We start from the raw sequence: 13,760 nt of genomic DNA, 5'->3' as shown, positions 1-13,760 counted from the left end.
CGTACGGCCGCTGTCAGCCGCCGTAACCGCCGTGCTTGTCCTTGCCCTCGTGCTTGTCGCCGCCGTCGTTGACGCAGGTGTTGCCGAACGCCGGGTTCAGCAGGCCGACGAGGTTGACGGTGTTGCCGCAGACGTTGACCGGCACGTTGATCGGGGCCTGGACGACGTTGCCGGACACGACGCCGGGCGAACCGACGGCCGCGGCCTCCGCGTCCGCGTCCGCCATGGCCAGGCCGGTACCGCTGAACACCACGGCGCCGGCGCCGAGAGCGACACCGGCGGCCTTCGCGATGCGAGACATCACGTTCTCCTTCACTCGGGGAGCACGGAGGCAGGACGCGCCGCCGCACTGCCGGTCCAACGCGGCAGGCCGAGCGGTGGTCACGGGAGGAACACGTGGATCACCCGTTGTGAATCCTGGGGGAGCGCGCGGGACGCCGACGGGCGAAAATCGTTCCCTTCGACGCCGGGGAACCCACTAGCCTCCCGGCATGCCTGCCGAACGCCCCGAACCGCCCGCCCGGTCCGAACCCGCCCGGCCCGAGCCGTCCGTCACCCCGGGGTCCGTCACCCCGGGGACGGAGGACGACCGGGCCGGTGTGATCGTGCGGACCTTCGTCAGGAACGGGCGGCTGGTCCGCCTCCCCGCCCGCTGGACCCGCAAGAAGGTGGTGCTGCGGCACATCGCCGAGCAGACCTTCGCACCCGGTGCGGAGTACCCGGAGCGCACCGTCGACCAGAAGCTGCGGGCCTGGTGCGGGGACGGCGCCGTCGACCATGTGACGCTCCGGCGCCATCTGGTGGACCTGGGCCACCTGCAGCGGAGCGACGGAACGTACCGGCGCCCGGCGCAGCCCCCGCGGGAGGGCATCGCCTGACTCTCCGGAAGCGGGGCCGGTGCGGGCGCCGTACCGGCGAGCCCGTGAGGCAGGGGACGGCCTCCGCCCGGCCTGACCCGGCCTGATGCGGATTCCCGCGGTACGCCGGACGGCCCAGCCGGCCCGCGGACGACGCGGACAGCGTCGGAGCGCCCCCGGCAGGACTCGAACCTGCGGCCAAGCGCTTAGAAGGCGCCTGCTCTATCCACTGAGCTACGGGGGCCTGATGTGGTGGTGTCGGTCATGGTGCCCGCGTGCGGGTCGATCCCTGACGTCGCCGGGGACAAGGATAGGGCTCCCGGCTCCATGTCCCTGGCGCCTCGCCTCCGTGGCTCGATGTGGAGGTTCGGTGAAGCGGTCCCGATAATCGCAGGCGGGTACGAATCGTGCATCGCTTTTGGCGTCTCGCGCCCCGGGTGTTGTGCACTCGTTATGCCTGGGCTGTGCCCGCGTCCCACTAGTCCCTTCCGTCCGCAGTGTCCGGTCGGCGCGCAGACATGCGCATATGCTTCAGAATTCCCCTAAAATTGGGCATTCTTCCCATGTGGTGACCTTGGACGTACGGCCTCAGCTGCTCGACGCACTCTCCGCCCTGCGTGACCGTGTCGCGGCCGCACGCTTCCCGCTGCCCCTCGCGGGAGCCCCACGCGCCCGTGCCAACCGCGACGAACTGCTCGCGCAGCTCGACGACTACCTGGTGCCCCGGCTGAGGGAGCCCGAAGCGCCACTGCTGGCCGTCGTGGGCGGATCCACCGGCGCGGGGAAGTCCACGCTGGTCAACTCGCTCGTGGGACGGCGGGTCAGCGAGGCGGGCGTGCTGCGGCCCACGACCCGCACACCGGTGCTGGTCTGCCATCCGGAGGACCACCACTGGTTCAGCGGCATGCGCGTCCTGCCCGACCTCACGCGCGTGTGGGCGCCCCACCGGGAACCGGACGACGATCTGCTCCTGCCGGGCGAGAACCCCGCGCGCGTGCTGCGCGTCGAGACCGCGGACACCCTCCCTCCCGGCATCGCCCTCCTGGACGCGCCCGACATCGACTCCCTCGTCGCCGACAACCGCGTCCTGGCGGCCGAACTGCTCTGCGCCGCCGACATCTGGGTGATGGTCACCACGGCCGCCCGGTACGCGGACGCCGTGCCGTGGCACCTCCTGCGCACCGCCAAGGAGTACGACGCGACGCTGGTCACCGTGCTCGACCGGGTGCCCCACCAGGTGGTGTCCGAGGTGTCGCGGCAGTACGCGGCGCTGCTCACCAAGGCCGGACTCGGCGACGTCCCCCGTTTCACGGTGCCCGAGCTGCCCGAGTCGGCCTGGGGCGGCGGGCTGCTGCCGGCCACCGCCGTGGCGCCGTTGCGCTCCTGGCTCGTCCACCGCGCGGAGGACCTCGCGGCCCGGCACGACGCCATGGCCCGTACGGCCTACGGCGTCCTGGACTCCCTCAGGGCCCGGATGCCGGAACTCGCCGGTGCCGCCGCCGCCCAGTACTCCGCCGCGCTGCGGCTCACCGCCGCCGTCGAGGGGGCGTACGACGCGGAGCACGCGCGCCTGCGGGGCCGGCTGCAGGCCGGGGCCGTACTCGCCGGGGACGCCCTGAAACGCTGGCGGGCCTTCCCTCTCGACTGCGCCCCCGGCGAACTCCTCGACTCTCTGGTGGAGAGCCTGAGCGCCCTGCTGCTGTGCGCCGTCACCGCCGCCGACGAACGCGTCGACGAGGCCTGGCGCGGCGAACCCGCCGCGGGCGCCCCGGAACTCGCCGGCCACGACCAGGCGCCCGACAGCGCCGAGCACCGCATCGGGATGGCCCTACGACGGTGGCGGCGGGAGCTGGAGGAGTACGCCGAGGAAGAGGTGCGCCGGCTGGACCGCAGCATCGCGCCGGACCCGGAGACGGTCGCCGCGCTCGTCGCCACCGTGCTGCTCGGCGGCAAACGGGCGCGCAACGCCGGGGAGGGGCTCGCCGAACGCATCGGCGCCCACGGAGCGCTGCGGCTGCGCGACCGGGGCGGGCGGCTGCTCACCACACACATGGACCGCGTCCTGCACGCCGAGCGCGAACGCCGGCTCGCACCGCTCGACGCGCTGGAGGTCCACCCCGAGCCGCAGGCCGAACTCATCGCCGCGCTGTCCGTACTGCAGAAGGAGAGGTGACCGGTGACCGCCGTCACTGACCAGGACCCCACCGAGCACACCGAACACAGTGATCACAGCGATCGCAGGGACCGCCCGGCGGGAGCCGGAACCGGCGGTGCCCGGGGCGGCCGTCGCGGGGAACGGGGGGCCGGGGACAGTGCGCTGGGGGCGGGCACCGGGGAGACGGAGGCCGGCGGGAGAGGCGCCGGGGAGCCGCGTGCACGCGGCACGCATGCGCGGGGAACGGACCCGGGCGGCCCGGGACGCGCGGACCGCGACGCCCGTACGGAACGCCGTGGCCGTACGGAGCACGGCACCGAGCCCGCCGACCGGCGCAAGGGCGCGGGCGGCGTGCCCGGCGGCTCGTCGCCCGAGGGCGCGCGCCGGGACGAGGGAAAGGCCTGGGGGGACGGGCTCATCGCGCGGCGGGTGGAGGAGACCGGCGGGCCGGAGCAGTTCACCGCCGTGCCCGGCAGACCGGCGAGTTCCGCGGCCCTGATGCCCCTCGCCTACGACGGCCGGCTCAGGTCGCGCCTGGACGCGCTGCGCGAACTGGTGGGGCTCTCCCGCGCCCGGCTGGACGGCGACACCCTCGCCGAGGCGGGGCGCGTCCTCGACGAGGCCGCCGCCCGGCGCAGGCTCTCCGGGCAGCACACCGTCGTCGCCATCGCGGGCGCGACCGGCAGCGGCAAGTCCCAGCTCTTCAACACCCTCGCCGGGGTGACGATCTCCGAGACGGGCGTCCGCCGCCCGACGACCGCCGCGCCCATCGCCTGCAGCTGGAGCGACGGGGCCGCCAGCCTGCTGGACCGGCTCGGCATCCCCGGCCGACTGCGCCGCCGCCCGATCCAGCACCCCGACGCCGAGTCGCAGCTGCGCGGCCTGGTCCTGATCGACCTGCCCGACCACGACTCGGCGGCCGTGCAGCACCGTGAGCAGGTCGACCGCATCCTGGCCCTCGTCGACGCCGTGATCTGGGTCGTCGACCCCGAGAAGTACGCCGACGCCGTCCTCCACGAGCGCTATCTGCGGCCGATGGCCGGCCACGCCGAGGTCACCTTCGTCGTCCTCAACCAGATCGACCGGCTGCCCGGCGAGGCCGCCGAGCAGGTCCTCGACGACCTGCGCCGCCTGCTCGACGAGGACGGCATCGCGCTGGGGGAGTACGACGAACCCGGCGCCACCGTGCTCGCCCTGTCCGCGCTCACCGGGGAGGGGATCGGCGAACTGAGGGAGGAACTGGGCCGGTTCGTCGCGGAACGGCAGGCACCGGCCCGCCGTATCTCGGCGGACGTGGACGCAGCCGCCCGGCGCCTGCGGCCCGTGTACGTGACCGGGCGGCGGACCGGCCTCAGCGAGGAGGCGCGGGAGGAGTTCGCGGACCGGCTCGCGGACGCGGTGGGCGCCACCGCGGCGGGCGACGCGGCCGAACGCGCCTGGCTGCGCAACGCCAACCGCGCCTGCGGCACGCCCTGGCTGCGGCTGTGGCACTGGTACCACGACCGGCGGGATCCCGTCACGGGCCGGCACGCGGTGCCCGTGCAGGCGGACGAGGAGGTGACGGCCCGCCAGCGTGTCGAGCAGGCGGTGCGCACGGTGGCCGACCGCGCCTCGGCCGGACTGCCCGCACCCTGGGCGCAGGCGATGCGGGAGGCGGCCCTGCGCGGTGCCCGGGGGCTGCCCGAGGCGCTCGACGAGCTGGCGGTGACGCAGGGCCCGCCGCCGGGCCGCCCGCCACGCCCCGGGTGGTGGCCGGCGGCCGTGCTGGCCCAGGCGTCCATGACGCTGCTGCAGGTGGCGGGCGGGCTGTGGCTGCTCGCCCAGATCGCCGGGGTCGTCTCCCCCAACCTGGGCGTGCCGGTGCTGCTGATGCTCTGCGGCATCGTCGGCGGCCCCGTCATCGAGTGGAGCTGTCGCATGGCGGCACGCGGACCGGCACGACGCTACGGGTACGAGGCGGAACGCCGGTTGCGGGAGGCGGCCGCGGGGTGCGGCCGGGCCAGGGTGCTGGATCCGCTGGCGGCGGAACTGCTGCGGTACCGGGAGGTACGGGAGCAGTACGGGCGCGTCGCGGGGACGGGCGTGGGGACGGGTGCGGGAGCGGGGACCGGAGTGGGGGCGGGAGCCGGAGCGGGGGCCGGGACAACGGCACGGTAGGCGTTCCGGCGGCGGAGCTGGGGGAAACGTCGTTCACCCGCGCGGGCGGCGAGGTTTTCCACAGGCGGGGAGTGGTCCACAGCCCTGGGCGGGCCCGGACCGGACGGAGGCAGTCTGGCCTCACCGCGATCACGGGCACGTGGTCGCCGGCATGCAGACACAGCAGCCGTACGGGCCGGGCCCGTACGCGTGGAAGGGAGGGACCCGCGATGAACGAGACCATGATCTGTGCCGTGGGCAACGTGGCGACGCGGCCGGTGTTCCGGGAGCTGGCGAGCGGGCCGTCGGCGCGGTTCCGGCTGGCGGTCACCGCCCGCTACTGGGACCGGGAGAAGAACACGTGGACGGACGGCCACACCAACTTCTTCACCGTGTGGGCCAACCGGCAGCTCGCCACCAATGTGGTGGGCTCCCTGGCGGTGGGTGAACCCGTCATCGTCCAGGGCCGGCTGAAGGTGCGCACGGACGTGCGAGAAGGGCAGAACTGGACCTCGGCGGACATCGACGCGGTGGCCGTCGGCCACGACCTCTCACGGGGGACGGCCGCGTTCCGGCGTACCGGCAGGGCCGAGACGGCCGCCTCACCGCCGCGCCCCGAGCCCGACTGGGAGACACCGGCGGCCGAGCCGGCGGCCGCGGCCACCGGAGCACTCCGGGAACCCGCCGCGATGGCATGACGCCGGTGGCCGGCGGCCGGCGGTCAGTCCCCCGGCGGAACCGGCCGAAGTGCGGCTTATCGGTGAAGACGCGCGGTACGCCCTCGCGTGGATTTGTCGATAAGCCCTGCTCACAGGCGTGTCGGCGATAACGATTCCGAGTCGGATCATCACTCGGACCAGCATCGCCGGGGAGCCCGGTGCGCCACATCCTTAGGATGCCGAACATGCCCTGCGGGGCTGCTGATTCTGCTGGTGGGAACCGTGCCCCCACACCAACGGGTCCTGCTCGAAGGGGAATTTGTGTTTTCTTCGCACTCTGTCCTGTCCCTGCCCGGCCGGGGAGCGGCGGGCCGGCTCGCCGCCACGGCGCTGGTGACCGCGCTCTCCGCGGCCGGTATCGCGGCCGGTGCGGCTCCGGCCGCGGCACGGGGGGCGACGCAGGGCGAGGGCGGCGCGGTGGCCACCATAGGCGGCCTCAAGACCTACGGCACCGCGGTCGTGCACGGCGCCGACGGCGAGCAGGAGTTGCCGGCCGGGCTGTTCGAGATGTCCGTCGAGGGCGGTGGCACCCTGCAGACCTATGGCGTCGACATCCAGAACCCCACGCAGAAGGACGCCAAGTACCACGAGACGCCCTGGAGCGGGACCTCGCTGGGCACCAACAAGGACGCGGGACGCATCCGCTGGATCCTGCAGAACTCCTACCCCCAGGTCAACAACCTGGCGGCGCTCGCCAAGAGGGCGGGGGTGCGCGGCGGGCTGACCGAACAGGACGCGGCGGCCGGGACCCAGGTGGCCATCTGGCGCTACTCGGACGACATGTCCGTCGAGGCCGCCGACCCCCAGGCCGAACGGCTCGCCGACTACCTGGAGAAGCGGGCCCGCGTCCTGCCCGAGCCCGCGCCGTCGCTCACCCTGGACCGGCCCGCGGTGTCGGGGCGTCCGGGGGAGCGGATCGGGCCGGTGACGGTGCACACCAACGCGCGCAGCGCGACGGTGACACCGCCGGCGGACGCCGCCGCGAACGGCGTGCGGTTCGTCGACAAGGACGGCAGGACCGTCACGTCCGTGACCGACGGCACCCAGATCTTCTTCGACGTGCCGGCGGACACTCTCGGGGACACGGCCCGGCTGACCGTGCAGGCCTCGACCACCGTGCCGGTCGGCCGCGCCCTCGTCTCCGAGAGCCGCAGCCAGACCCAGGTCCTGGCCGGCTCCAGCGAGTCGACGGTCGCGGCCACGGCGAGCGCGGCCTGGGCGGACGAGGGGCCGATACCCGCGCTGTACGCGGCGGAGAACTGTGCCGAGGGCGGCCTGGACATCACCGCGGTCAACAAGGGTGACAAGGCGTTCACCTTCGAGCTGCTGGACGCCGAGTACACGATCGCGGCGGGCGAGACCCGGACGGTCACCCTCCCGTTGCCGGAGGACCGTCCCTACGGCTTCACCGCCCGTTCCGCCGACGGCTTCGAACAGCGCTTCACCGGCGTCCTCGACTGCCGCACCCGGAGCACCCCGGCCGACGACACCGTCCACACCCTGACCGGAGCGGCCCCCACCACGGTGGCCGACCCCACTCCCACCCCTGACACCGACCTCGCCGCGACGGGCAGCTCCGACGCGACTCCCCTGATCGGCGGCACGGCCATCGGCCTGGTCGTCCTCGGCGGCGCCGTCCTGCTGTACCTCCGCGGGAGGAACGAACACGGCGAACGCTGATCGCCCGGAACCGACGCCCCGCGGGCGGACCCGGCCGCCTCCGGGGAACGCAGTGCCCTCGTCCCTGGGCCGTCTCTGGGACTGCGAGGGTGTCCGAGGCCGGCCGACGGTGACGGGCGGCAGTGGCGGGTGAGCCGCAACCGCCACCGGCGAAAGCCCAGCTCGGTGCCCCCGTGCCGGACGCGTTTCCCCCCAGGGGTGGCGGTCAGGCAAGATGGGGTGTATCTGCCCACTGCCTGATCAAGCTGCCGGACGGTTTCTCTTGGCTGAGTTCATTTACACCATGCGCAAGGCGCGCAAAGCGCACGGCGACAAGGTGATCCTCGACGACGTCACCCTGAGCTTCCTGCCTGGGGCGAAGATCGGTGTGGTCGGTCCGAACGGCGCCGGTAAGTCGACCGTTCTGAAGATCATGGCGGGGCTGGAGCAGCCGTCGAACGGCGACGCGTTCCTGTCCCCGGGATACACGGTCGGCATCCTGCTGCAGGAGCCCCCGCTCAACGAGGAGAAGACCGTCCTGGAGAACGTCCAGGAGGGTGTCGCCGAGGTCAAGGGCAAGCTCGACCGGTTCAACGAGATCGCCGAGCAGATGGCGACCGACTACTCCGACGCGCTGCTGGAGGAGATGGGCAAGCTCCAGGAGGAGCTGGACCACGCCAACGCCTGGGACCTGGACGCCCAGCTGGAGCAGGCCATGGACGCGCTGGGCTGCCCGCCCGGCGACTGGCCCGTGGTGAACCTCTCCGGTGGTGAGAAGCGCCGCGTCGCGCTGTGCAAGCTGCTGCTGGAGGCGCCCGACCTGCTGCTCCTCGACGAGCCCACCAACCACCTCGACGCCGAGTCGGTGAACTGGCTGGAGCAGCACCTCGCCAAGTACGAGGGCACCGTCGTGGCCGTGACCCACGACCGGTACTTCCTGGACAACGTCGCCGGCTGGATCTGCGAGGTCGACCGCGGCCGCCTGCACGGCTACGAGGGCAACTACTCCAAGTACCTCGAGACCAAGGCCACCCGCCTCAAGGTCGAGGGCCAGAAGGACGCCAAGCGGCAGAAGCGTCTGAAGGACGAGCTGGAGTGGGTGCGGTCGAACGCCAAGGGGCGGCAGGCCAAGTCCAAGGCGCGTCTGGCGCGCTACGAGGAGATGGCCGCCGAGGCCGACAAGATGCGGAAGCTGGACTTCGAGGAGATCCAGATCCCGCCGGGCCCGCGCCTGGGCAACGTCGTCGTCGAGGTCAACAACCTCAGCAAGGCCTTCGGCGACAAGGTCCTCATCGACGACCTGAGCTTCACGCTGCCGCGCAACGGCATCGTCGGCGTCATCGGCCCGAACGGTGCCGGCAAGACGACGCTCTTCAAGATGATCCAGGGCATCGAGGAGCCGGACTCCGGTTCCATCAAGGTCGGCGAGACCGTCAAGATCTCCTACGTCGACCAGAGCCGCGAGAACATCGACCCGAAGAAGACGCTGTGGGCCGTCGTCTCCGACGAGCTGGACTACATCAACGTCGGCCAGGTCGAGATGCCGAGCCGCGCGTACGTCTCCGCCTTCGGCTTCAAGGGCCCGGACCAGCAGAAGCCGGCCGGGGTGCTCTCCGGCGGTGAGCGCAACCGGCTGAACCTCGCGCTCACCCTCAAGCAGGGCGGCAACCTGCTGCTCCTCGACGAGCCGACCAACGACCTCGACGTCGAGACCCTCTCCAGCCTGGAGAACGCGCTGCTGGAGTTCCCGGGCTGCGCCGTGGTCGTCTCCCACGACCGGTGGTTCCTGGACCGCGTGGCCACGCACATCCTCGCCTACGAGGGCGACTCCAAGTGGTTCTGGTTCGAGGGCAACTTCGAGTCGTACGAGAAGAACAAGGTGGAGCGGCTCGGCCCGGACGCCGCGCGTCCGCACCGTGCCACCTACAAGAAGCTGACCCGGGGCTGATCGACCTTGCGGCACATCTACCGCTGCCCGCTGCGCTGGGCGGACATGGACGCGTACGGCCACGTCAACAACGTGGTCTTCCTCCGCTACCTGGAGGAGGCCCGTATCGACTTCCTGTTCCGTCCGGACAAGGACTTCAAGCAGGGGTCGGTGGTGGCGCGCCACGAGATCGACTACAAGCGGCAGCTCGTCCACCGGCACGCGCCCGTGGACATCGAGCTGTGGGTCACCGAGATACGGGCGGCGTCCTTCACCATCGCCTACGAGGTGAAGGACGGCGACCGGATCTACGTCCGGGCGTCCACGGTGATCGTGCCGTTCGACTTCGAGACGCAGCGGCCCCGCCGGATCACCGCGGAGGAGCGTGAGTTCCTCCAGGAGTACACGGACGACGCCAGCACGAAGTCCCCGGAGAACGAGGAGGAGGCCGTCGCCGCATGACGGTCCTCCATCTCGCCGACGAGGGGGAGGCCGCCGACCTCGCGGCCTTCCTCTCCCGCCTGCTCCACTACGACCGCGGCGCCGCCGTACGCCTCCAGGCGCACGGTACGGCGCTCGCCGTCTTCGGACGCCCGCCCTCCTTCGAGGTGCTGGCGGTGCGGGCGGTGCGGCTGGCGAAGCCGTACGAGAAGGGGCTCGACGCCACGCTGGACGTGACCGTGTCCGCCGGTGAGCTGCTCGAGTCGGTGGACGAACGGGCGGCCACCGCGGCCGTGCCCGGCGCGGTCACCGGTCCGCCGTGGGCCGGTGTGCTGCCGCCGCGCGGCGGCTGGCGGCCCGAACCGGGTCTGCCCGCGCCGGACGCCCTGCGCGCCCTGGTCTCCGCGGCCGTCGCCGAGTTCCGGTCCCGGACCGGGGAGCTGGCCCCCGAGCGGCGTACCCGGTCCGAGCTGGACCGGATCGGGCGGGACATCTGGTCCCGGACGGTCGGCGACACCGGCCTTCCGGTGCGGGCCGTGCACGCCGCCCAGTCGCTGGGTTTCCTGCGCCCCGCCGGCGCCGGCGCCGGCGCCGGCGCGTCCGGGGACGGTCCCGCACTGGTCTCCTCCGGCGCGTGGCTGCGGCTGCGCACGCCGTACGGGTCCGTCGCCCTGCGCCGGGCGGGCACCGGCGCGCTGGGCCTCAGCGTGCGCTGAGGCCCGCACCCGCGCACCTTCCCGGCGCCGCGCCCCGGCCGACGGGGCGCGGGCGGGACCCGGGCGGTGCGGTGCGGGAGGTCAGCCCTCGGTGTTGACCATCGAGGCCGCCGCGTACGTCAGGTACTTCCACAGCGTGTGCTCGTGCTCCTCGGACAGCCCGAGCTCGTCCAGCGCCACCCGCATGTGCTTCAGCCACGCGTCGTGCGCCGCCCGGTCCACGGCGAAGGGGGCGTGCCGCATCCGCAGGCGGGGATGGCCGCGCCGCTCGCTGTAGGTCGTCGGGCCGCCCCAGTACTGCATCAGGAAGAGCGCGAAGCGCTCCTCGGCCGGGCCCAGGTCCTCCTCGGGGTACATCGGCCGCAGCAGCGGATCCTGCGCGACCCCCTCGTAGAAACGGTGGACGAGCCGGCGGAAGGTCTCCTCCCCGCCGACCTGCTCGTAGAACGTCTGCTCCTGAAGCGTGCCGCGCCGAATCTCATTCACGTCGTCCATGGTCTCAGACGGCGGGACATAGGTCCGTGGGCCTAGGACCCGTCCTTCCCCACACCCTCCCGTACCCGTGCTCCTCCGCCGGTGCCCCGGTGTCCGCGGGCGTCCGCGGGGACCTACTGTGGAGACATGGGCGGGCAGCCGGACCTGGAGAGCCTCGCCGCCTCCGCGCGGGCGGAGCTGGTGCGCGAGATCGAGCTCAGCGGCGCCTGGGCGGCCGACCCCGTCTGGCGGGAGGCGTTCGCCGCGGTCCCGCGCCATCTCTTCGTGCCGTACTACTACGTCGGCGTCCGCGGCGGCTACGAGCGCCGGTGGGGCGAGCACCCCGACCCCGCGGCCCGCGAACGCTGGGTGCGCGGCGCCTACGCCGACGTCCCGCTGGCGACCCGGCTGCGCGACGGCGAGCTGCTCTCCTCCAGCAGCCAGCCCTCGCTGATGGCAACGATGCTGGTGGAGCTCGGCGTGACCGACGGCAGCCGGGTCCTGGAGATCGGCGCCGGCACCGGCTACAACGCGGCCCTGCTCGCCCACCGGCTCGGCGACGACGACCTGGTCACCACCGTCGACCTGGACCCGGAGATCACCGAGTCGGCCCGCCGGCACCTCGCCGCCGCCGGCCACCACCCGGCCGTCGTCACCGGCGACGGGGCGCGCGGCGTACCCGAACGCGCCCCCTACGACAGGATCATCGCGACCTGTGAGCTGCCGACGGTCCCCCGCGCCTGGCTCGCCCAGTGCCGGCCCGGCGGCCGGATCCTGACGCCGCTCGCCACCGGCCTGGCCGCGCTCACCGTCCACGACGCCGGGCACGCCGAAGGACACTTCCTGCACACGCCCGCCTACTTCGTCCCGCTGCGCGGCGCCGCGCGGGCCGAGCCGGAGCCGCAGGGCCTCGGCGGGGTGCCGCGCGGCGCCCGCGACGACGACCTGTTCCGGTTCCTGCTCGCCCTGTCCCGGGGCGCCCTCGCCCCGCGGGAGGCGTACGCGCTGTGGGAGCGCGAGAACGCCCCCCGGCGCGAGCGCTACGGCGTCACCGTCCGCGGCGAGCGGGCCTGGGCCTGGCTGGACGACCCGGAGGGTCCCCACGCCTGGCCCTTCGCCTGACGGCCCGGACCTGTCTCAGCCGCGGCGGATCGTGATCGTCGTCCAGGCGCCGACGTGCACCCGGTCGCCGTCCTGCAGCGGCACCGGCACGAACGGCTGGATCGGCTCCTCGCCGCCGTTGACCGTCGTGCCGTTCGTCGAGTTCTGGTCGACGACCGCCCAGCTGCCGTCCGGCTGCTGGACCAGCACCGCGTGCTGGTGCGAGACGCCCGGGTCCTCCGGCGGCACCGCCAGGTCGATGTCCGGGGTGTCGCCGGTGGAGTGCCGGCGGCGGCCGATGCTGACCTGGTTGCCGGTGAGCGTGCGCTGCTGCTCGGGCGAGTACGCGGGCATGTTCAGGCCGGCGGCCTCGGGGCCGGAGCGCTGCATCATCGCCATGAAGTACTCGCGGTCCGGAGCGATGGTCGCCGTCCAGGTCGCCGGCCGCTGGGGCTGCTGGGGCTGCTGGAAGCCGTGTCCGGGCGGGGACTGGGGCGTGCCGGGCTGGGGGTAGCCGTAGCCGCCGCCCTGCGCGGGGCCGCCCGGGGCGCCGGGGCCGGACGACGGAGGAGGGAGCGTCCAGTCGTCGTCACCGCCGCCGAAGGACGGTCCGCCCGGCTGCGGCCGGCCGGTCTCCTGCGGGAAGGCGGGAGGAGCCGGCGGCCCGGACTGCTGGAACGCCCGCGGAGGACCACCGGGACCACCGGGGCCGCCGGGCCCGCCGGGACCGTGCGGGGCGGGGCCGGGCGGCGGGGCCGGCCGCGACGGGTCGCCACCGAACGAGGGCGGGGCGGGCGGCCCCGACGGGCCGCCGCGACCGTCCTGGCCGCCGGGACCCGAGAAGCCGGAAGGACCGCTCTGGCCGCCGCGGCCCGGGAAGCCGGAAGGACCACTCTGTTCTTCGCGGCCCGGGAAGCCGGAGGGGCCGCCCTGGTTGTCACGGCCGGGGAAGCCGGAGGGGCCGTCCTGGCCGCCGGGGGCCGGGAAGGGCGAGGGCCCGCCCTGGCCGGAGTTCGGGAAGCCGGAGGGGCCGCCCTGGTTGTCACGGCCGGGGAAGCCGGAAGGGCCGTCCTGGCCGCCGGGGCCCGACGGGGCGCCGCCGAAGGACGGGCCCGGCGGGATCGGCTCGGCGGGCCGGTTCATCTGGGACGGGCGCGACCCCTGGTAGTCGTACGTGTCGTTGCCGCCGGAGGACGCTCCGCCCGGCGACTGCGGGAACCGGGGACCCGGGCCGGGCGCCGGCGGGCGCGGGGCCGCCGGGGTGTACGAGGTGGCGGTGTTGGTGAGGAAGTTCCACCGGCACTCCTCGCAGAACGGCGCGGCGCCCTCGCGCGGCGTGCGGCACTGCGGGCACAGCTGCTGTCCCGCGGCGGGGCCGCCGGGTCCGCCCTGCCCGCCCTGCCCGCCGGGCGGGGGGAAGCCGTAGCCGCCGCCGGGTGGCGGAGGCGGGGGAGGAGGCGGCACGGCACCGGCCATGCGGTGACCACAGACCTCGCACCAGTCGTCGGAACCCGACTGGTGTCCGTTCGGGCAGGTCGGCATGTCGGAGCTTCCCCCTCTTGCGGAGCTTGTCGC

11 protein-coding genes, 1 tRNA gene and 1 pseudogene are annotated in these 13,760 nt (G+C 73.8%); 9 read left to right on the top strand and 4 right to left on the bottom strand.

The window, feature by feature from the left end; all coding sequences use genetic code 11:
- Positions 1 to 13: 13 nt before the first annotated feature.
- Positions 14 to 301: a chaplin gene (locus ACFYOJ_RS13005; RefSeq protein WP_356554813.1), complete on the bottom strand. Its 288-nt coding sequence runs from the start codon at positions 299 to 301 to the stop codon at positions 14 to 16.
- A 232-nt stretch (positions 302 to 533) separates the two neighbouring features.
- On the opposite strand from ACFYOJ_RS13005, the pseudogene ACFYOJ_RS13000 reads away from it, so the two are divergent.
- A pseudogene (locus tag ACFYOJ_RS13000) lies at positions 534 to 878 on the top strand (DUF2087 domain-containing protein); the annotation flags it as partial.
- A 150-nt stretch (positions 879 to 1,028) separates the two neighbouring features.
- On the opposite strand, the gene ACFYOJ_RS12995 reads toward ACFYOJ_RS13000, so the two are convergent.
- A tRNA-Arg gene (locus tag ACFYOJ_RS12995) sits at positions 1,029 to 1,101 on the bottom strand.
- A 321-nt stretch (positions 1,102 to 1,422) separates the two neighbouring features.
- Here ACFYOJ_RS12995 and ACFYOJ_RS12990 point away from each other — a divergent pair.
- From ACFYOJ_RS12990 to ACFYOJ_RS12960, 7 genes are all read left to right on the top strand, one after another.
- Positions 1,423 to 3,030 (top strand): dynamin family protein, encoded by a 1,608-nt coding sequence (locus ACFYOJ_RS12990; RefSeq protein ID WP_356554811.1) that lies wholly within the window; start codon positions 1,423 to 1,425, stop codon positions 3,028 to 3,030.
- Positions 3,031 to 3,033: 3 nt separating this feature from the next.
- Positions 3,034 to 5,169 carry a YfjP family GTPase gene (locus ACFYOJ_RS12985; protein WP_356554809.1) on the top strand — a complete coding sequence of 712 codons (2,136 nt, stop codon included), beginning with the start codon at positions 3,034 to 3,036 and terminating at the stop codon, positions 5,167 to 5,169.
- 209 nt (positions 5,170 to 5,378) lie between these two features.
- Positions 5,379 to 5,846: a single-stranded DNA-binding protein gene (locus ACFYOJ_RS12980; protein WP_356554807.1), complete on the top strand. Its 468-nt coding sequence runs from the start codon at positions 5,379 to 5,381 to the stop codon at positions 5,844 to 5,846.
- Between the two features lie 282 nt (positions 5,847 to 6,128).
- On the top strand, positions 6,129 to 7,547 hold the full coding sequence (locus ACFYOJ_RS12975; RefSeq protein WP_356554805.1) for a TQXA domain-containing protein: 1,419 nt from the start codon (positions 6,129 to 6,131) through the stop codon (positions 7,545 to 7,547).
- Positions 7,548 to 7,809: 262 nt separating this feature from the next.
- Positions 7,810 to 9,474 (top strand): energy-dependent translational throttle protein EttA, encoded by a 1,665-nt coding sequence (gene ettA / locus ACFYOJ_RS12970; RefSeq protein ID WP_356554804.1) that lies wholly within the window; start codon positions 7,810 to 7,812, stop codon positions 9,472 to 9,474.
- 6 nt (positions 9,475 to 9,480) lie between these two features.
- Positions 9,481 to 9,915 (top strand): thioesterase family protein, encoded by a 435-nt coding sequence (locus tag ACFYOJ_RS12965; protein WP_356554802.1) that lies wholly within the window; start codon positions 9,481 to 9,483, stop codon positions 9,913 to 9,915.
- Positions 9,912 to 10,610, top strand: a complete 699-nt coding sequence (locus tag ACFYOJ_RS12960) for a hypothetical protein (protein ID WP_356554801.1) — start codon at positions 9,912 to 9,914, stop codon at positions 10,608 to 10,610. Before ACFYOJ_RS12965 ends, ACFYOJ_RS12960 begins: the two co-directional genes overlap by 4 nt.
- Before the next feature lie 81 nt (positions 10,611 to 10,691).
- On the opposite strand, the gene ACFYOJ_RS12955 is transcribed toward ACFYOJ_RS12960, so the two are convergent.
- Positions 10,692 to 11,105, bottom strand: a complete 414-nt coding sequence (locus ACFYOJ_RS12955) for a globin (protein WP_356554799.1) — start codon at positions 11,103 to 11,105, stop codon at positions 10,692 to 10,694.
- A gap of 126 nt (positions 11,106 to 11,231) precedes the next feature.
- On the opposite strand from ACFYOJ_RS12955, the gene ACFYOJ_RS12950 reads away from it, so the two are divergent.
- Positions 11,232 to 12,206 (top strand): methyltransferase domain-containing protein, encoded by a 975-nt coding sequence (locus tag ACFYOJ_RS12950; RefSeq protein ID WP_356554798.1) that lies wholly within the window; start codon positions 11,232 to 11,234, stop codon positions 12,204 to 12,206.
- Between the two features lie 15 nt (positions 12,207 to 12,221).
- On the opposite strand, the gene ACFYOJ_RS12945 is transcribed toward ACFYOJ_RS12950, so the two are convergent.
- A complete protein-coding gene (locus tag ACFYOJ_RS12945; protein ID WP_356554796.1) occupies positions 12,222 to 13,727 on the bottom strand; it encodes an FHA domain-containing protein in 1,506 nt (501 codons plus the stop codon).
- Between the last annotated feature and the right edge of the window lie 33 nt (positions 13,728 to 13,760).

This window comes from Streptomyces sp. NPDC006384 (assembly GCF_042870695.1).
Classification (GTDB): Bacteria; Actinomycetota; Actinomycetes; order Streptomycetales; family Streptomycetaceae; genus Streptomyces.
Note: the sequence above shows the minus strand (reverse complement) of the source record. Positions and strands in the feature narration are given on the sequence as shown.

Bases quoted from the DNA above. Each gene is read 5' to 3' on its own strand.
- ACFYOJ_RS13005 (WP_356554813.1), bottom strand. From the start codon at position 301: ATGTCTCGCATCGCGAAGGCCGCCGGTGTCGCTCTCGGCGCCGGCGCC.
- ACFYOJ_RS12980 (WP_356554807.1), top strand. From the start codon at position 5,379: ATGAACGAGACCATGATCTGTGCCGTGGGCAACGTGGCGACGCGGCCG.
- ACFYOJ_RS12960 (WP_356554801.1), top strand. From the start codon at position 9,912: ATGACGGTCCTCCATCTCGCCGACGAGGGGGAGGCCGCCGACCTCGCG.
- ACFYOJ_RS12955 (WP_356554799.1), bottom strand. From the start codon at position 11,105: ATGGACGACGTGAATGAGATTCGGCGCGGCACGCTTCAGGAGCAGACG.
- ACFYOJ_RS12950 (WP_356554798.1), top strand. From the start codon at position 11,232: ATGGGCGGGCAGCCGGACCTGGAGAGCCTCGCCGCCTCCGCGCGGGCG.
- ACFYOJ_RS12945 (WP_356554796.1), bottom strand. From the start codon at position 13,727: ATGCCGACCTGCCCGAACGGACACCAGTCGGGTTCCGACGACTGGTGC.